The organism is Crocosphaera sp. XPORK-15E (assembly GCF_034931425.1).
Classification (GTDB): Bacteria; Cyanobacteriota; Cyanobacteriia; order Cyanobacteriales; family Microcystaceae; genus UHCC-0190.
Window position 1 is genome coordinate 51,468 of the sequence record NZ_JAYGHQ010000014.1, and the last position, 19,656, is coordinate 71,123.

Here is a 19,656-nt window from a genome sequence, read left to right on the forward strand (position 1 = left end):
AACAAAAATTACTGATAACTACTTGCTTGTCGGGTAAACATTAGGTGATAACGTCCACTTTTTGCCATAAGTTCTTGATGGGTTCCTTCCTCAATAATTTGCCCATTTTCTAACACTACAATGCGATCAACGAGTTTACACAAAGCGAGACGGTGACTAATTACAACAGCCATTTTATTACTGGCTAATGTACGAAAAATTTGGTAAATTTCGTATTCAGTTTTAGCATCAAGGGCCGCAGTTGGTTCATCAAAAATCAATAATTCTGCTTGGGGTAAACGTAATAAAGCACGAGCGATCGCTATTTTTTGCCATTGTCCTTGAGATAATTCAATTCCTCCTTCCCATTCCCTGCCTAAAGGTGTCTCTAATCCTAAGGATAATGATTTTATTATATCATTCATGCCGACTTTTTCTAATGTTGTCTCAATCCTTGCATTATCGTCTAATAAAGGGAGATAACCGAAGCCAATATTTTCTCTAATTGTTGCAGGAAATTGGCTATAATCTTGCATAACTACTGTAATACTATTATGTAATTCTTCCCAGTCCCATTGACGTAAATCTTTGCCCTTCCAAGAGATTATACCATTATCAGGATCATAGAGACGACAGAGTAACTTAGTTAAGGTAGTTTTTCCTGCTCCATTTTCCCCAACAATGGCAATAATTTCTTTAGTATTTATCCTAAAGTTGAGATTATTTAAAATGAGTTTATCACTGCCAGGATAAGTAAAAGAAAGATTATTAATTATTATGCCTGAAAAGGTTTCAGAGGCAGGTGAATGTAGATCAGAGGGCGGTAAAGATACTTTTAAGGTTGAGGATAAATCTAAGACTTGGAAAATAGGGGTTGTTCCTAATATAATTTCATAAGCATCGGAAGCATTATTAATTAGGATAAAGAGACTTTGACGAATTTGTAAAATTAGTCCAGCATATAAGGCTAAATCTCCTAAACTATATTGTTTATTTAAAGTTCCTAAAATAACATAAAAATAGGGAATTCCTACCCCAAAGCCACTAATAATAGACCAACAAATAACTAAATAACTGCCTTTTTCTCGAATTTTCTGCATCGCATTAAATGTTTTCTTAAAAAGAATCAACCAGCGACCAATAAAAATATCTTGTAAATGAAATAAGCGTAATTCTTTTGCATAAGTCTTGTGAGTTAAAACTGTTTTATATAGTTCCATTTCTCGATAAAAATCTGCTTGAGTTTCTTCTACTCTCCAGGTTTTTTCCCGATAGGATAATTCATAATAAATTGCAGGAGAAGAAGTAAGACATAAAATAATAGGAATCCACCAAACAATAGAAATTGATAAAAATACGGCAGGGATAAAGATAAAAATGCCGTTAAGAGTGGTCATGAGAATAAAAGATAATTCTTCTAAACGATTAATTCCTTTTTCGGTTAATTTGGTTAAGTTTAATAATTCTGGAGTTTCAAATAAGGCAATATCGGGAAAATTAGCTATTTTATCTAAGAGCTTTTTTTGTGTAAATCCTCTAACGCGATCGCGGAGAGCAGAAAAGGTAAAATTTGTGAGATTATTGGTAATATCCCCCAGTAAATTAATAATAAGTATCCCGAAAATACTACCAAGTAATAGGGGTTCCTGGAGTAAGATTTTTAGAGGACTATTGATAGATTCTTGTTGAATTAAAATAGCCGCATGATCAATAATAATTTTATTAAGAAACAGGGCAATAACGGGGCCAACGCCACTAATTAAGGTGACAAGGGTTAAAAGACGTAATTCCGAGGGTGCAGCTTGAATAATGAGGGTTAGGCTACGCCGTAAAACTTGGACAGGCTTGGGTTGAGAAACTGGCAAAACTTATCCTTATAGACGAATCTGTTTACTATAAATATTCTTACATTTTTCGGTTAAAAGATGTTAAATGTGTCACAATAGAGTTGTAGGAGTTCTATGGTTGATACTATGTTAAACAACAAATTAGAAGTCAAACAAACCAAAAATAATCAACGCCTTCCTTATGGTAAACCCAAAGTTTATCACTTAGGCTCAATTGATAAAGTGCAAGGTTATCCTAGGGGATCTTATCCTGAACCCAATGGTTACTACAATGGTTAAATAATACTCAATCCGCAGTATTAAGCACAGTCCTTAGCTTTAGGGTAGGGGTAATTCATGAATTACCCCTACTAAAAACGCAACGTATAGAGGCGTTGCGTAAGCCTTATCTAATTTAATTATTTTGAGTTAGGTTCAAATTAGGTTCAGGACAATCTGTTTTAGTCCTCTCAAAATGTTCATGGCTGTGAGGTAACGTTGCTCGGCATAGTGTTGCTGCTTTATCTAAGTTTTTGAAATTTGCCAAATTTACACCTGTTAAATTAGCATTAGTTAAATTAGCATTAGTGAAATCAGCCTTAGTTAACTTAGCATTAGTCAAGTTAGCATTAGTCAAGTTAGCATTAGTCAAGTTAGCATTAGTTAGATTAGCATTAGTTAAATTTGCCTCAGTTAAATCAGCCCCCTCAAAATTAGCATTACTCAGATCAGCACTTTGAAACTGAGCTTGTTTAAAGTGAGTGCCTTCAAAACGTCCATTTTCCAAGATAGCTTTTCTGAGATCAGCTTGTTGATGATCTTCTCCTGACCAGTTTACTGGTAATTGTTTCCAATCTACTGGTAATTGTTTGTTATCTATAATCATACTGTTAATCGCTAAAATTTGTAGAGGAGATGAAAGAGTTTTTAGATAGTCATAAACACTACGATGAGGAACATATCTCATACCATAGCGTAATGTAATATTATGATCAAATGGTAATCGAGTATGCTGATCGTATTCAGCATCAGTAAATTTAGTATCTTTATCAAACTCAATGCTGGTTAAGTTAGCGTCTTGCAATTTGGCATTACTTAACTCAACCCCTGATAAATCCACATAACTTAAATCCCTTCCCCTTAAGTCAGCTTCTTTTTCAAGTTTTATCATTCCTCTCTTTTTGGCTTCAACATCAGAAAATGGCAACTGAGTTTTGTCATCATATAAAGCTTTGTTTAATAATTTATCTTGATCTATTGTTGCATGAGATAAATCTGCCCCTCTCAGATCTGCTTGACTGAGATTGATTCCTGTAAGAATAGCATTAGTAAGTTCAGCACCTCGTAAGTCAGAATTTGATAAATCGACATCTTCTTTTTCACTGAGATCAAGGTTTCGCTCAATCTTGATCATATTCCAGTTAGTTGCTTCCTCGTCAGAAAAAGGTAGTGTTGTACATTTATCGTAAAGAGCATTTTCTAAAGTTGTTGGACTCCAACTCGGAATCGGAATCGTAATCCAACCTATTTTCTGGTAATCCCATCTCGATCTCCAAGTTAAACCTATTTTTGCATCAGTCTTTTCTACTGGAGTTAGGTTTTCTTGCGAATCTGCTTCTTTTTCTTCTTTGCAATCTGATTTTTTCTCTCCAGGTTTAGTTGCTTTCAAGGTAGCCCCTCTAAGATTAGCTCCTCTGAGATCAGCCCCTCTAAGATTAGCTCCTCTCAAATCAGCACCTCGAAGATTTGTGGGGATTGTTCGCAAAATTTTCTTAGTTTTTGTATCTTGTATGATAAATTGATTCATCTGAGCATTGCTCAAATCAACTCCCTTTAAGTCAGTATCTTGGAGATTGGCTGCGAGTAATTTAGCTCCTATTAGGCTAGTATTTTTTATGTCTTGTTCTCTCTCACATTTAGCTTGATTCTTTTGTGCTGAATTTTGAGGCACTTGACGTTCAGTATTTTCTGGCAAACATCCTGGTTTTTGCCATAACCATGCACGTCTAAGATTGGCTTGATTGAGTGTAGCATTATCCAAAATAGCCCCAGTCATTGTAACATCTTTCAAATTTGCGTTCCCTAAGTTTGCATTGCTCAAGTTAACATTATTTAAGTTAGTTCGTAGTCCTTGTAAATCAGCTTGCGATAACTTTGCATTTATCAATATGGCTTCCTGTAGGTTAGCATTTTCCAAGATGACTCGATTTAACTCAACGTTGCTAAGGTCAACCCCTTGCAAATTAATTCCGCAGAAAAAGTGATGAAATGTATAATCTTTCGGTTGAGATTTAGGTTGATAACCTAAAGTCTCTTTTTCAATGCAGACATTTTGAATGATATTATTAGTATAAGTCTTTTCTACTTTATCAGGAGGGAAAAACCCAACACCAGATTCGGTTAAAAAGTTAATTAAGTTTTGTTTTTCAGTATTCCCATCTCCTTTGATCGCTTTTAACGTATTCCCTGTTTTTGCACGCACAAAGGCTTCAATTTCTTCAACTGAAATTTCGGGATATTTAGCCGTTTTCCCATGATGATAGTCATCAAGAATAAGAGTCTTCACTGATTCAATATAGTCTTTTACAAGGTTAGCATTATATTTTTGAGTTGCATCATTAGCCGTTCGGACATTCCAAAGAATTGTCGCAATTAAAGCAACTAAACTAACACTAGCACCAGACTTGAGCCACTCCCATATTGCCGGATTTTTGAGGCAACTTAATCGGATTAATCGGTAATTTTTGTTATTTTTACCATCAATTACGCTATTTGGAGAAGGTTGCTCCTTCTTTAGTTCTACTTTATCTAACTCAATGGATGGTTTTTGATTAGGATTCTTAGGTGCAATTGTCATGGCTTTTTCCTCCTTTTTTTGCAACCCCAGCACTCAGACACAAATCTAATTAACTGTGTCAACGAACACAACATTAACGGTTAACTTTTCGCCTGTTTTTGCTAAAATAAAATATCGGTCTAGGGAACCTATTTTTCGGATTCTCTCTTATCTGAATCACACCACTATCCTTGATACTTTTATGCTACAACTATTAAGTAGGTTTACTCAATAGCTCAAGCAATAAATTAACAAAATGTCTTATTTGTTCACAAAAATAAATATTAAGCAATTTCCGAAAACTCAGCCAAACAATAACCATCATTCTTATCAACTCAACCAAGATGTATTATTATACAATCAGGAGGGTATTGTCCAACTTTTAGACTTTAATCAGGGACAATTTTACGCCCTCGATCGCATTGCTACTGTTATGGTGTCTTCACTCCTTGATCAAGGGATAGAAGCAACCATTACTAATCTTAGTCAAATCTATGAGACAACAGAAGAAGAAATTCGCAGCGACTTAACTGAATTATCAGAAGTTCTCGTTAACAAAAAACTGTTAATTACTAGGGATAGTCTGACCACAAAGCCTCAATATTTACAACAGTTTATTAATAATTTTTTCTTGTATATTCTTAAACTAATTATTGCTTTATTCCGTCCCCTAATTAATCCTCAATCAGACCCAAATTCTCTAACAATTAATCTATTATTAACCCTGAGTTGGTTGAGTTTTCGTTGTTTAGGATGGAGTAGAACTATTACATTATGGCAAGAATGGCATCAACATCATATTAATCATACTGTTGATAAACAGATAATTGAAACACTTGATCAGAAAATCAAAAAAGCGGCTGCTAGTAACCCCTTATTGCCAATAATGTGTAAAGAACGCGCCTTAGTTGGTTATCATTTATTACGCACCTTTTATCATGTACCTGCTACCCTAAAGATTGGCATTAATAATGATCCCTTTGAAGTTCATGCTTGGGTAGAATATGAAGGAATGATCCTTACAGATGATCCCACCCATTGTCAACAATTTACCCCTGTTACTAATTATAAGTAAATTTATAGCTGGACTTAAATATCTCTATTTGTTACATTAGGATATGTATGAGATTGAATTGAGTAAAACGGCAACAAAAAAATTACAACGGTTGCCCCAAAATTTGGCAAGACGCATTATCGAAAAACTGCGTATTATCGCCGAAAACCCTTATGGGTCACACAATAACGTTAAGAAGCTTGTGGGCAGAACGAGTTATAGACTTAGAGTTGGAGACTGGCGTATTATTTATGAAGTTGAAGACAAAAAACTGCGAATTCTTGTCTTAGAAATTGATACAAGGGGAGGCATTTATCAGTGAAATATGAAATTATTCAAAAAGAGGGACATTCTCATGTGGTCATTCCTGTCGAGATGTATGAACAGTTATTAGAAGATTCTGAAATGCTTGCCGACATTCAAGTGTATGACAAAGCCAAAAACCGTGAAGAAGAATCTTTTCCCCTTGATCTTGTCGAAAGGATCTCTATTTGTGGCGAAAACCCCCTCAAAGTTTGGCGAGAATATCGGCATCTCACCCAAGAACAACTAGCTGAAGCCATCGGCAGTATATCCAAAGACTATATCTCAGAACTTGAAAGTGGAAAAAAAGCAGGTTCAATCAAAGTCCTTAAAGCTATTGCTGCTGTTCTTGATGTTGATGTCGATATGATTACTACTTAAAAAGTGTTAAGAAAGTAGGGGCTTAATAATATTAAGATCCTTGATCAAACCAAACAATAAGTGATAGAGAAGTAGAAATTTGACGACCACTATGAACATTTCCTAATCCCATCGCTTGCTGTTCCATACACTCAATTAATAATGACTTATCAAAGATTTCTAATTCATCAATTGAGGATTGTTTAACCATCTCGATTAACTGAGTTAAATTCTGTCTTAAACCTCTCCCATATACTTCATTAAAACTCGCTTTAATCCGTCTTGTCCGAATAGCTTCAGGTAAAATTCCTTTCATCGCTTCTTGTAACAAAGGTTTAGCAATTCCAGGGACTTCTCGTATTTCCCTGGGGAGACTAAAACTATAACTAATTAAACGCGGATCAAGAAAAGGGTAACTAATTTGTATTCCTTGGGGACTCGCTAAATACCAATTAGCCCAATTTCCCACTGCTGCTTGTCTTCCCAGACGATTAAAAGCCCCCTCAATGGGATATTGACTCAATTGATCGATCTGGGCTAATATCTGCGGCCAGAGTCCATATTCTTTGGCAAATTCTTGTTTGATCCAAGGGGCGATCGCAAATTCTGTTAAATTAGGCCAAACTCCGTAACCTCCTCGCAATAGGGTAGGAATGCCTTGTCGCAACCAAGGGGGGGTTAAAGGTGCGATCGCCCATTCCCAAATCACCGACCCCAGATTTTGATGCTTTGCGATCGCCCATTGACGGGCCTGTTTGCAAACCAGATCCCAGTTTCCTTGACGCATTAAATCAGCTAAATAATAGTGATTACCTTCTACTAACATTTCTGCCCCATTACCACTCAAAATAGTTTGTATATTAAGGGGAGAAGCAACATTAATCAGGGCTTTTTCTAGGGCGAAATGAAATAAACCGGAATAGGGTTCATCATGGTCAGGAATTTGGTCTTGAAACCACTGAAAATCTAAGGCTTGATCTCCCTGAATATAATTAGGTACAACCCCCTTATTTTGTTGCAGAATTAAGTTAATATAATCTGTTTCTTTAACAAGACTTGCCATCTGATAAACGAGAGATAAGGTAAGTAATGGGGAATTTTTGTCTAAATTTCTAGCCAAGCAAACGATAGAAGAACTATCCATTCCTCCTGATAAATGGGCTGCAAACGAATAATTTTTAATTCGTTCTTGGATAGCTTTTTCTAAGATCTCTCTAAACCTTAAACCTGCTGCTTGGGGGGAAATTTTCTCAATGGGTGTAATGGTTTTATTCCAGTCCCAAGACCAAAGTTTTTTAATAGTCTGATCGCTGCTAAATTCTAATAAGTTACCTGGTAAAATTCGCTGAATATTTTGAAAAGCTGTTTGTTCTGTGGGTAATTCAACACAGGCAAAAGGAAAGGCTAAAAATGCAGCAATAAACTCTTGATTAATAATACTATTTCGAGATTTTGCTAATAGTTTAAGATTGCTACTAATAATAATTTTTTGTTGATAACAAGTCTCATAAAGAGGATAAGTTCCTAAAGAATCACGATAAGCTAAAATACGGTGTTTTTTGTGATCAATAATGACGTAAGAAAATTCCCCTTCCAATTGTATTAAAGCTTCTATTCCCCCTTGTTTAAATAATTCTAAAATGAGGTCAGCATCTGATAATAAATCTTGTTTTAATTGTTCAGTTAAGGAAGCTTGGAAGGAATTCTTATAATAAATTTTTCCTATTAAAATTACTGTTGCTATCCCAGAATTTAGAGCAACCTTAATCAAAGATTCAACAGGAGAAACTAATTGAAAATCGATAGTTTTATTGGGGTTTAAAGTAACAATAAATCCTGGTCGCATAATTTAAAAATAACTTGATTTTTTGTTACTCATTGTTGTTAAGTGTCACTGTTACTTCTCGCTTTTGTGTTAAACACATAGCAATGCTTTTTTCATAATAAGCTGATTCATTAATAAAGACGGGATAAACTGTAGTATTTCCTTCATAATTAATTGTTTCTCCATCAAAGGTAATAAATAAGGGATCACCAGGATTAAGAGGTTGATAATCTTTAAATTGAAGTGTGGGATGAATCATAGCTGTTATCTCTTGATGATTACGGGGATAATCAATTGTTTTAAATACTTCATAATAAGTTAATTTTCTGGGCAAATCTTCTATTTTTTCTTGATTATAGTTATCTAAATAATCTAATAAACTATAAATAAGTTGTTCTGTTTGACTAAATAATTTAGCATCTAAAATTCCTTGAGCAACTGGCCCAACTTCAATAGTAAGTCCTAACTCGGTACTACTTCTTAATAAAAGGTTTTCTCGTTCTGAACGATAATATAAAACCTTAAGTTCAGGATAAATTGAACTTAAATAACTGACTAAACATAAATGAAAAGAATTAGTATCAGAGAGAATAATACTTAGTCCCATTTGGGAAGTTGTGCTATGTAAATCAATGAGAAATTGAATCTGATTTTTGGTCAGTTTTTGATAAATTGTTTTCGCTAAAAGTTGCTCATACAGGGCATTATCTAAATTGTCAATATCTCGCTGATCAAAACATCTATTTAAGTCGGTATCAACATATCTTACACTTAAATCAATGGCTTTAGGATTGGCTAATGATGGGAAAATGTCAAAAGTTGATCGCTCAATTAAATGAGGATTTTTGAGAAACTTTTTAATTAAATAGATTCCGGTCATTTCGTTGCCATGAGTGCCACCAAAAATGGCTACTTTCTTAATTTTTTTGCTCATTCTTTAGATTGGGTGGGCATTTCCCACCCCGACTAATCACTTATTTTTGTTGCGATTTACCCCTAACCCAATTGCCCCACTAATACCGAAAAGAAGCAAGGATAAGACAGGGGAAGACTCAGGGGTACTAACAGAGATAAACACATTCTCCTGAAGGTTTGTAATGCTAGTATTGCGTTGGATAATTCTGGATAGGGTAGTGTTATTAAAGTCAGGATCGAATAACAAAATATCCGCGAATTCATTGGGATTTTGATAGAAAAAGCGATCACCATCCCGCAGTCTCTCAAATTGATCTTTGATAATCTCAAAGAAAGTTTGCCCGACCAAACCCCCATTAAAATGGGTTTCCCCTAGTCCCCCCATCCAAAGATCAACTTCATCAATTGACCCATAAATTGCCGCAAAGGCATTAGCTAAGTCTACATCTCCTCCTGTTAACGCTAAAAAGCTGTCATAGGGTAATAAACCAAGGGCTAAACGAACGGTATTAATATCAGGAATACCATGATCTCGTCCCCGTTGTATATTCAAAGCAACTAAATCAAACCCTCCCATTCCAGGCTGTCCAAATAGGAAATTTCGCACATCATCGATGATCAGGGTATCCACTTCTTGGGCGTTACCCGAAGCTAACCCCAATAATAAGGAGTCTGCCCCAAATTGTTTTAGTTGATCTGGGTTATTAAAAGCATTCAGTAGGGCGATATTTCCCTCAGCAGCGACAGTTCTATCATTGTTAAGTCGTAATAAAGTAGGAGAGAGTAGAGTGTGGCCAACTCGAAAAGCGGCCGTTGAAAATTCGTTACTAATGCTCGGATCAACCAGAGCGTTATAACCTGTGAAGGATGATAAGGCGTTCGGCCCTAATAAGATGGGCAGATATTCTTCATAGGTGATTTTTTGCATTTCGGCTCCTAGGACTTTCCTCGCTGCTTCATAGAGAAAGTCATCCTCAGTCAACCCCGAATCATTAAACTCATTAACTAAGGCAGTTTCACCGTCATCTAGACGCTGTTTGATGCTTCCCACCAGTCGATTATGTTCTCGATTAAATAGGGAATGAGTGGCGGTTAAGGCGATTTGTTCATTAGCCCTGATATCACCAGAGATGAAATTTTGGTTGGCATCTAGCATTAAGAGGCCTTCCCCATTATCGGCCGTACTCATCATCAGTGTGCCATTGCTATCCCTCAGTTCGTTGGCCCTAGTTGCATCGGAAGCATAAATATTAGAAGCGTCAATAAAAGAGGTAATCTGGTTAATTTGTTGGCGAGGATTACTATTATTATCAAAAATAGAGCGTTCAAAGCCAATTACTTGGTTTCCGGTACTATTAGGATCAAAAAAAGGATCACCTGTGGGGACGGGAATATTAAATATTTCTGGTGAGGTAGTATTAGCCGGGGTCAAATCAAGATCATGATCGATAAATTGTCCCCATTGCCAAATCCAATTACTCACCTTCAAACTATTAGGGATTAAACTTGATTGTGCCGCTATTCCATTACTAATTGCGCGAGGATTTGGTAGGGTACTATTATTGGCATCTCCTCCTCCCCTCGGTTCTGACATTCCATCTTGATACTGCGGCGAGGCTAGACGTAGCAGTTGGGTATTTGCTGCACCTAAGTCTAAGGGATTGTTATTTGTCCCCTCAATGGTGCGGAATTCAGCAGCCACACTGGGAAGAGATGTTAAGAGACTACCCAGAGTCCCTAAAAAGAAACTAATTCGCTTGACGCTTATAGAATTGATCATGGAAGGTAAAACTGTGGAAATTACTTAGTTTTATACTTTAATTCTAAGTTGCCTATTCTAATAGAATAGCTCAGGAAAAATTCTAAGTCAATACTAAATTATAAAAAATATATTTAGATTTATGGTTCTAGGATTGAGGGATAATCTATTGTGGTAATTGTCCTTTTAAAGACTCCAAAGAAGACCAGCGACTATCAATTATCGGTGGTTTTTCATCTGGTTTTGTCCTTGGGGCTTGACAATCTTTTCCACACAATTGTCTGAGGGGAATAGCTAAGGATAATTGTTCATATAGCCAACTATTGGGGTCAAAATGTCCTTCGGGGGAAAGGGTTTCTGATAAATCTTCCCAGGCAATTTCTCTCTCTTGGGGAAAGTTTTGAGGAAGATCAGCATTTTTATCTAGCCAAATAATTTCTGACGTATCAAGGGTTAGACGGTGATTATACTGTTGTAAACAGCGATCGCAACTTAAGGTCATAATGGTTTCTACCCTGAGTCCAATCTCCAGAAACGTGCCACCATGTCTAATTAACATTTTCCCACGAACTGGGGTTAAGGTGTCTAAGCCAGAGACAAAATCATCTAAGAGAAGGGTTTGGGTTCTATTAGGGATTTGCAGTAAATGGGGAATATAGATAGCTTGCATGGTATCACGTCTCCTATCCGTGGCGATAACTGACTAGATCAATTGTAACAAGAGAATTGCCCAAAATTGGGCCATTAGTTACCTCTAGGGGAATCATTACAATTTTTGCCTAAAAATTTATATTTATTCATAAAAAAAAGTAAATTATCTGAAATTTTTTAGGGGATTTTACCAGTAAGTTAATCAATCTCAAATCTAGGTACATTATGAATAGTTATTGATGCAGGTTATATCCTTGTCGCTTAGGAAAAAATCGGGTTTTCAACATCTGAGTAAATAGATTTTTATTCACTTAGTAAAACTTCCCAAAATTTAGGGAAACCTCCGGTAAAATTCTCCGTTGCTGTCAAAATTGCCTGACGATCGAATTTTTCACCATAAAGCAGTTGAATAGTTAAATAAGCGGGTGGTAAATAGGGCAACTTTTCGGGCCATTCAATCACCGTAATTCCTGGAACAACATCTTCCCCTTCCCAATACTGCTCTAAATATAACCCTTCCACCTCTTGCGGTTGCAAACGGTACAAGTCCAGATGATACAAGGGTAAACGCCCTTGAGGGTACTCATTAACTAAAGTAAATGTCGGACTAATGATCGGATCTGAAATATCTAACCCTTGTCCTATTCCTTGGACTAAGGTAGTTTTTCCAGCACCTAAGGCCCCTTTAAGCAATAAAACAGTACCCGAAGACAAACTTTCCCCTAATTGCTTCCCTAGTGCCTGAGTTGCCTCCGCATCTTGCAAAATAATGGTTATAGACTTCATCTTTCACTATACCAGCGTAATAAAATCCTTGCTAGGCGTTGAGGTTGATGACGTACCTTTCCCGTCTTAGAATCTTCTTCCATCACATTCGCTAAGATGATACGACAACCCAATTTAACCACATCTTCTCGATCTAAATAGACAGGATGACAGTTTTCTTGAGCATAACGTTTTAAGGCATAAGGAGAAGGGGGAATTCGCTGCACTAACACCGCATCAATTAAACCTTGACCACAAATGCGCTCAATAGCTTCAATATGATTAGCCACAGTATACCCTTCCGTTTCCCCAGGTTGGGTCATAATATTACAAACATAGATACGAGGCACTTTAACCTTCATCAATGCTTCCTTAATCTCAGGAACCAGCAAATTAGGAATGAGGCTAGTATATAAACTACCTGGGCCAATAACGATATATTCTGCTTCTTTAATAGCTTGTAAAGCTGCGGGTAAAGCAGGAGGGTTAGCAGGAAGACAACCCAGATGACGAATTTTTCCCCCTGCTTCTGTAATATGGGACTCCCCTTCAATTAAGCGGCCATCATCTAATTCCGCCCAAAGACGAACATCACTGAGGGTTGCGGGTAATACCTTACCCCGAATGGCCAAAACTTTAGAACTCGCAGCGATCGCCTTTTCAAAATCTCCTCCCATAACCTCTGTCATCGCGGTTAGGAATAAATTACCAAAACTGTGGCCCGTCAGGCCATCCCCTGCTTGAAAGCGATATTGAAACAATTCCGTTAACAATTTTTCTTCATCGGCCAAAGCGGCCACACAGTTACGAATATCCCCAGGAGGTAAAACCCCAATTTCATCTCTCAGTCGTCCTGATGATCCCCCATCATCGGCCACTGTAACAATGGCGGTAATATTAGCACTATACTGCTTTAAACCCCGTAATAGGGTTGATAGTCCCGTTCCACCACCAATGGCCGCAATTTTGGGGCCACGATTTAAGCGACGATGGGCCAACAGGCGATCGACTAATTCTTCATCCCCTTCTGGGAAAGCTTCGGTAATGGAACCCACTGTGCGACTTTGGCCCCACAATAACAAAAAGAGTCCTAAAATCAGGGCTAAAGGGCCGGAAATATAACTGGGAACATAATTGGAGATAGCTTGTAGGAGTTGAGAAATTAACTCTAAGAGACGGTTGACTGGGGTTAGTTTTACCCAGATAGCGAGTCCGAGGAGGGTTAATAATAGGCCAGTTGCACTAATCAGTAACCAACGTTTGACAAAGAGGCCAGGGGATAACCATTTAAACCAACGGTTAACTTGTTTGGGGGTTCGTTGACCAACGGTTGCCCATTTTCGCTGTTCTGTTTTTAGTTTGCGTATCGCTTGTTTGAAGGGACTGATAGACATAGATCATGATCGCCTGATAAATTTTAGGGGAGAAACTTTAAAATAAGGGGTTTAAGGAAATTAGCATAAAAAGTCAGATTTTAAAACCGAGTTACGTCAAGATACAGATAATCGGATTTGGGTTTATTGTATGTCAGATGTTGGAAAAGATGCCAGGCACTAGGTACTTGACAAGGGTGCTAAAATGGTTTCTTAAATAAAATAAAGTAAGTCAGCCTAGTTTCTCGTTGCCTTAATTGGGGCTTGAGAAAGCGGGGGAACCAACCTTGGGGCGTATTTCTAGGGGATCGCAAACTAGAAAGGGATAACTCTCAATCCTAGCCCGTCAGCTAACCTCGTAGGCAGTGGGAGAAGACTGAAGAATCAGCATTTTTAATAGAATGCCTTGATTTCATTCAGTGACTCTGAGTTTGACGCTACTTTGACTTAGATTGTTGTTTGGAATTTGAGGTAGAAGGTATGAAATTGACATAAAAGTGAGCAAAATTTGAACAATTTGAGGATAAAAGACTCCTTAGCTTTTTTATAAACATTTTTAAAATCGCTAAGCTTCTCCCTATATCTGTTTAGCAACATTACTCAAGTAGAGGCGAACGGCCGTTCGCCCCTACGGAATAAGGCTGTGGTTTTTAGAACTTATGAGTAGGGTTTTTGCCGAGCAATGATTAATTAATAGCTAAAACTGATTGATTATGGATTGATAAATAGATGAACTTACGATTTTCTCAGGATATAGAAACCTTGCTTCATCGTTTGCTGGTTCATCCCCTAACCCTCAGAGAAATTCTCTCAGAAACGGCGGAACGGGGCTTTTGCCTCACCATTAGTTTACTGGTGTTACCCTTTCTGTTTCCCATGCCTCCTGGCTTTTCCAGCATTTTAGGGGCAGGATGTCTGCTTTTAGCCTTACAAATGGCCCTAGGACGAAAAACCCCCTGGTTGCCAAAAAGAGTAGCTAGATTCCAGTTTCCTCGCCAATTTAGTGAAATATTGCTGAAAAATGTACAGAAAGTCACTAAATTACTCGAAAAAATCTGTCGTCCCCGTCTTTTTACCATTGCCAAACATCCCTTAATTTGGCGAGGGAATGGACTGTGTATTGCCTGGTTAACGGTTTTGTTGATGTTACCCATTCCATTCACTAACCCGGTTCCTACCGTCGGTATTTTAGTCTTAGCCGTCGCTACCCTAGAAGCGGATGGACTGCTGATGTGTTTGGGTTATCTCATTACCGTGATTAATACGCTGTTTTTTGGTTTCATGGGCTATTTAGCCTGGCAAACCCCCCAATTCTTACCATAAATATTCAAATAGATCCCTTAATTCTGCTCCTATGACCTTTCCCACCACTTCTAACCAAGTTACCCCTGCTTTTCCTGAAATCGGTTCCCCTTGGCAAACCCTTTCTGCCCAAGCATCCCTAGAAAAATTCCAAAGTGATCCAGAAAAGGGTTTAACCCAAGAACAGATTAACCAAAGGCAGCAATATTTTGGCCCCAATGAACTTAAAGACACTGGAGGCCGTTCCCCTCTGACTATTTTATGGGAACAGTTCACCAATATTATGCTGGTGATGCTAATGGCCGTAGCGGTTATTTCTGCCGTCTTAGATGTGCGAAAAGGAGCATTTCCCAAGGATGCCGTCGCTATCTTTTCCATTGTCGTTTTAAATGGATTATTAGGATATTTACAGGAAAGTAAGGCAGAAAAAGCCCTTGCAGCCCTTAAAAACCTTTCTTCCCCTAAAGTACGAGTAATTCGTCAAGGAATCGTACAAGAGATCTCCGCTAAGGAATTAGTGCCAGGGGATATCATGTTACTAGAAGCAGGGGTACAACTGGCGGCAGATGGTCGCTTACTGGAAGCCCAAAACCTCCAAATCCGAGAATCTGCCTTGACTGGAGAAGCAGAGACGGTTAACAAGCAAGCAGATATCATCTTAGGGGAAGATGCTCCCTTGGGCGATCGCTTAAATTTGGTGTTTCAAGGGACAGAAGTAGTACAGGGACGGGCCAAAGTCCTCGTTACCAGTATTGGTATGGAGACGGAAATTGGCCGCATTGCGACTCTTATTCAAGGGGTAGAAACGGAAGATACTCCCCTACAACAAAGAATGTCCCAATTAGGGAATGTTTTAGTTAGTAGTTCCCTGGGATTAGTGGTATTAGTGGTTATTGTGGGGGTTTTACGGTCAGGATGGCAGAATTTTGAGGAATTATTAGAAGTTTCTTTGAGTATGGCGGTGGCCGTAGTTCCTGAAGGGTTGCCGGCCGTGGTAACGGTAACTTTGGCTATTGGAACTCAGCGCATGGTACGTCGTCACGCCTTAATTCGTAAATTGCCGGCAGTGGAAACTTTGGGGTCAGTAACGACCATTTGTTCTGATAAAACGGGAACTTTGACCCAAAATAAGATGGTTGTTCAGAAGGTACAAACAGGCAGTTATGCTTATGAGGTGACAGGGGAAGGATATGCACCCCAAGGAGATCTCATTGCTCAAGATAGCGATGAATACGAGATTAATGGGGAAATTAAACAACTTTTAACGGCTTGTGTCCTTTGTAATGATGCTTTATTGCAGAAAAAAGGCAAAAATTGGGAAATTATCGGCGATCCCACCGAAGGGGCCTTATTAACCCTGGCTGGGAAAGGGGGACTCTATCGGGAAGACTTATGGTTAGAGATGCCCCGTGTCGCTGAAATTCCTTTTTCTTCTGAACGGAAACGGATGTCAGTTATTATCAAGGTTTTCCCAGAAGCAGATAAGGTGGTGAACCTTCACTCCTATTTGATGTTTACCAAAGGTTCCCCAGAGATTGTTTTAGAGGGATGTACGGCGGTTTATCAAGGTAATCAGGCTGTTCACCTTAGTGATGACCAACGAAAGCAGATTTTAGCCCAAAATGACCGCTGGGCAGCTAAAGGGTTGCGGGTGTTAGGATTTGCTTCTAAACCTTTGTCTGACATTCCCGAACATGATAGGGGAGAAATGGCAGAAACCGAGTTAATTTGGTTAGGATTGGTCGGAATGCTCGATGCTCCAAGAAAAGAGGTCAAAGGCGCGGTTTTACGCTGTCGAGAGGCGGGAATTCGCCCGATTATGATTACAGGAGATCATCAATTAACCGCTAAGGCGATCGCCACTGAGTTAGGCATTGCTCACCCTGATGATCCTATTCTCACCGGACGAGATTTACAACAAATTACCCCCACAGAATTAGGGAAACTTGTCTCGGAAGTGAGCGTTTATGCCCGTGTTTCCCCAGAACATAAGCTACAAATTGTCCAAGCTTTGCAAAAACGAGGGGAATTTGTGGCCATGACGGGAGATGGGGTCAATGATGCCCCGGCACTGAAACAAGCAGATATCGGCATTGCGATGGGAATTACAGGCACTGATGTTAGTAAGGAAGCCAGTGATGCCATTCTCTTAGATGATAATTTTGCCACCATTGTTGCGGCAACGGAGGAGGGACGGGTCGTTTATGACAATATTCGTCGCTTTATCAAGTACATTTTAGGCAGTAATATTGGGGAAGTTTTTGTCATTGCGGCAGCCCCCCTCATTGGCTTAGGAGGTGTTCCCCTATCCCCTTTACAAATTCTCTGGATGAACCTGGTAACAGATGGTTTACCAGCTTTAGCCTTGGCCATGGAACCGGCCGAACCAAATGTGATGCAACGTCCCCCCTATAGTCCCCGTGAAAGTATTTTTTCTAGAGGTTTGGGGTTATATATGGTGAGAATTGGGATAATTTTCGCTATTTTAACCATTATTTTAATGGTTTGGGCCTATAATTACGTCAAAACACCAGGCTTAGCTGGTGATCCCGAACGCTGGAAAACTATGGTGTTTACTACCCTTTGTTTAGCACAGATGGGCCATGCTTTAGCTGTACGATCTGATAGTCAGTTAACCATAGAACTTAATCCTTTTTCTAATCCCTATGTTTTAGGAGCAGTAACATTGACGACATTACTACAAATTTTGTTGATTTATGTTCCCCCTTTACAGAGCTTTTTTGGCACTCATTCTCTTAGTGCCACTGAACTTTTGGTCTGTGTTGGTTTTAGTGCCTTAATGTTTGTTTGGATTGAATTAGAGAAGCTTGTTTCTCGTTGGTTTTTGCTCAAAAAACAGTAATCAAAAGTTAATTTTAGTTCACAGTTAGTTAGTTGAAATTATGCAGATTCTGTTAACCATTGGTGTCATCATTATTGCTTTTATTTGCTTTGTTTTTGAATGGCTTCCCGCCGATTTAACGGCGATTTCAGTGGCTATTACTTTGATGCTTTTAAAATTAGTTAGTCCAGAGGAAGGGATTTCAGGATTTGCTAATAATGCCACCATAACCGTGATGGCGATGTTTATTCTTAGTGCTGGAATTACTCGAACAGGAGTGATCCAAATTGTACGAGATTTATTGATGAAATGGGGTGGCAAAAATGCCAGTCAGCAAATTTTAGTCATGGGCTTAATTATCGGCCCTATCAGTGCTTTTATTAACAATACGGCTGTTGTTGCTATTTGTCTTCCCATTGTTGAGGCTTGGTGTAAACAAAGAAAAATCTCGGTTTCCAAACTTTTTATTCCCCTATCCTATGTCACAATTTTAGGAGGAATGCTTACCCTCATTGGCACATCAACTAATATTTTAGCCAGTGGAATTTCTAAACAATTAGGATATGGAGAATTTAGCTTATTTCAGTTTACAGGATTAGGACTAATTACGTTTTGTTTAGGATTAGCTTATCTCATGATTGCTGCTCCAAGATTATTACCGGAAAGAATACCAGCTAAGAGCAAGTTAATGAGTGATAACTATGAATTAAAAGATTATGTCACAGAATTAATTATTCTGCCTAATTCTAGTTTAGTAAATCAAACATTAAGACAAAGTGCCATTCAAAGAAAATTTGATGTTGATGTCCTAGAATTGATCCATAATGATACCCATTTTTCTCAACCTCTTGCTGACAAAATTTTATCTGTTGGGGATATTCTTTTAGTGAGAGGAAGTCGGGATGGTTTACTGCAAATTAAAGATGAAAGAGGAGTAGAAATTTTAGCTGATTTTAAATTTGGTAATTTAGAACAGGAAATGAATGAAACTGAGGAAAAAGTTGCTGAAGTTCTAGTTTTATCTAACTCCCGTTTAATTGGTTCTACCCTCAAAGATTTACGCTTTCGACAACGTTATAACGCAACAGTTTTAGCCGTTCGTCGGGGGGAAGAATTAGTCAGAGAAAGACTGGGAAAAGTAGCCATACGTTTCGGTGATTTACTATTAATACAAGCCCCAAAAGAGAGTTTTATCGGGTTACAAACTACAAGAGAGTTATTGGTTTTAGAAGAACGAGAATTAGAAACCTTGAGAACTGATAAAGCTTGGGTTGCTTTAGGAATTGTTTTGGGAGTAATTCTCATAGCAGCATTTAATATCTTACCCATTTTAGTTAGTAGTTTATTGGGGGTAATTTTAATGGTCATTACAGGATGTTTAAAACCAGGGGAAATTTATGGGACAGTTCGCTGGGATATTATCTTTCTTTTAGCTGGTTTAATTCCCCTAGGTATTGCTATGGAAAATTCGGGAACTACTGAATGGTTAGCCAAATTTTTAGTCAGTTTAGGAGGCAATTTATCGGGTTATTGGATTTTAACATTTTTCTATATTATTACTTCTTTAATGACTGAAGTTCTCTCAAATAATGCCAGTGTTGTTTTAATGATTCCCGTAGCCGCAGAAGTTGCTAAATCCCTTAGTTTAAACCCCATGGCGTTTATTTTTGCTGTCACTTTTGCCGCTTCTAATAGCTTTTTAACTCCCATTGGATACCAGACAAATACTATGGTTTATGCCCCAGGAGGTTATAAATTTAGCGACTTTGTTAGAATCGGTTTATGGCTCAATTTATTGTTTATGATTGTTACTCCTGCGTTAATTGTTTTAATCTATGGGCTTTGATCCTAAATTTCTAAAAGAGT

Annotated in this window: 15 protein-coding genes and 1 riboswitch; of the genes, 7 read left to right on the forward strand and 8 right to left on the reverse strand. The window is 38.1% G+C overall.

Features of this window, described 5'->3' with window-relative positions:
- Positions 1–8: 8 nt before the first annotated feature.
- Complete coding sequence (locus tag VB691_RS16245) at positions 9–1,844, reverse strand: ABC transporter ATP-binding protein (protein WP_323292562.1); 1,836 nt, start codon at positions 1,842–1,844, stop codon at positions 9–11.
- Between the two features lie 96 nt (positions 1,845–1,940).
- Here VB691_RS16245 and VB691_RS16250 point away from each other — a divergent pair, with 96 nt between their 5' ends.
- On the forward strand, positions 1,941–2,105 hold the full coding sequence (locus VB691_RS16250) for a hypothetical protein (protein ID WP_323292563.1): 165 nt from the start codon (positions 1,941–1,943) through the stop codon (positions 2,103–2,105).
- Between the two features lie 115 nt (positions 2,106–2,220).
- Here the strand turns inward: VB691_RS16250 and VB691_RS16255 are convergent, their stop codons facing one another.
- Entirely contained in the window at positions 2,221–4,662 is a 2,442-nt protein-coding gene (locus tag VB691_RS16255; protein ID WP_323292564.1) for a pentapeptide repeat-containing protein, read from the reverse strand.
- 235 nt (positions 4,663–4,897) lie between these two features.
- Between VB691_RS16255 and VB691_RS16260 the strand changes: the two genes are divergently transcribed.
- Genes VB691_RS16260 through VB691_RS16270 form a run of 3 tightly spaced genes read left to right on the forward strand, consistent with a single transcriptional unit; the run spans position 4,898 to position 6,379 of the window.
- On the forward strand, positions 4,898–5,716 hold the full coding sequence (locus tag VB691_RS16260) for a lasso peptide biosynthesis B2 protein (protein ID WP_323292565.1): 819 nt from the start codon (positions 4,898–4,900) through the stop codon (positions 5,714–5,716).
- A gap of 43 nt (positions 5,717–5,759) precedes the next feature.
- The gene (locus VB691_RS16265; protein ID WP_323292566.1) at positions 5,760–6,017 is read left to right on the forward strand and encodes a type II toxin-antitoxin system RelE/ParE family toxin; all 258 of its coding nucleotides are present in this window, start codon (positions 5,760–5,762) and stop codon (positions 6,015–6,017) included.
- Complete coding sequence (locus VB691_RS16270) at positions 6,014–6,379, forward strand: helix-turn-helix transcriptional regulator (RefSeq protein ID WP_323292567.1); 366 nt, start codon at positions 6,014–6,016, stop codon at positions 6,377–6,379. The genes VB691_RS16265 and VB691_RS16270 overlap by 4 nt, the downstream gene beginning before the upstream one ends.
- A 31-nt stretch (positions 6,380–6,410) precedes the next feature.
- On the opposite strand, the gene VB691_RS16275 is transcribed toward VB691_RS16270, so the two are convergent.
- From VB691_RS16275 to VB691_RS16300, 6 genes are all read right to left on the reverse strand, one after another.
- On the reverse strand, positions 6,411–8,204 hold the full coding sequence (locus VB691_RS16275; protein WP_323292568.1) for an asparagine synthase-related protein: 1,794 nt from the start codon (positions 8,202–8,204) through the stop codon (positions 6,411–6,413).
- Between the two features lie 25 nt (positions 8,205–8,229).
- Positions 8,230–9,117, reverse strand: coding sequence for an aspartoacylase (locus VB691_RS16280; protein WP_323292569.1), 888 nt, complete (start codon positions 9,115–9,117; stop codon positions 8,230–8,232).
- A gap of 36 nt (positions 9,118–9,153) precedes the next feature.
- Positions 9,154–10,878: a peroxidase family protein gene (locus tag VB691_RS16285; RefSeq protein WP_323292570.1), complete on the reverse strand. Its 1,725-nt coding sequence runs from the start codon at positions 10,876–10,878 to the stop codon at positions 9,154–9,156.
- Positions 10,879–11,023: 145 nt separating this feature from the next.
- On the reverse strand, positions 11,024–11,527 hold the full coding sequence (locus VB691_RS16290) for a YceD family protein (protein WP_323292571.1): 504 nt from the start codon (positions 11,525–11,527) through the stop codon (positions 11,024–11,026).
- A gap of 284 nt (positions 11,528–11,811) precedes the next feature.
- Positions 11,812–12,285: a tRNA (adenosine(37)-N6)-threonylcarbamoyltransferase complex ATPase subunit type 1 TsaE gene (gene tsaE, locus VB691_RS16295; RefSeq protein WP_323292650.1), complete on the reverse strand. Its 474-nt coding sequence runs from the start codon at positions 12,283–12,285 to the stop codon at positions 11,812–11,814.
- A gap of 5 nt (positions 12,286–12,290) precedes the next feature.
- A complete protein-coding gene (locus VB691_RS16300) occupies positions 12,291–13,667 on the reverse strand; it encodes a gluconeogenesis factor YvcK family protein (protein ID WP_323292572.1) in 1,377 nt (458 codons plus the stop codon).
- Positions 13,668–13,870: 203 nt separating this feature from the next.
- Positions 13,871–14,025: riboswitch (cyclic di-AMP (ydaO/yuaA leader) on the forward strand.
- Between the two features lie 350 nt (positions 14,026–14,375).
- Between VB691_RS16300 and VB691_RS16305 the strand changes: the two genes are divergently transcribed.
- Genes VB691_RS16305 through VB691_RS16315 form a run of 3 tightly spaced genes read left to right on the forward strand, consistent with a single transcriptional unit; the run spans position 14,376 to position 19,636 of the window.
- Complete coding sequence (locus tag VB691_RS16305) at positions 14,376–14,969, forward strand: exopolysaccharide biosynthesis protein (protein WP_323292573.1); 594 nt, start codon at positions 14,376–14,378, stop codon at positions 14,967–14,969.
- Between the two features lie 31 nt (positions 14,970–15,000).
- Positions 15,001–17,811: a cation-translocating P-type ATPase gene (locus VB691_RS16310; protein ID WP_323292574.1), complete on the forward strand. Its 2,811-nt coding sequence runs from the start codon at positions 15,001–15,003 to the stop codon at positions 17,809–17,811.
- A 40-nt stretch (positions 17,812–17,851) separates the two neighbouring features.
- Positions 17,852–19,636 carry an SLC13 family permease gene (locus tag VB691_RS16315; RefSeq protein ID WP_323292575.1) on the forward strand — a complete coding sequence of 595 codons (1,785 nt, stop codon included), beginning with the start codon at positions 17,852–17,854 and terminating at the stop codon, positions 19,634–19,636.
- Positions 19,637–19,656: the final 20 nt, after the last annotated feature.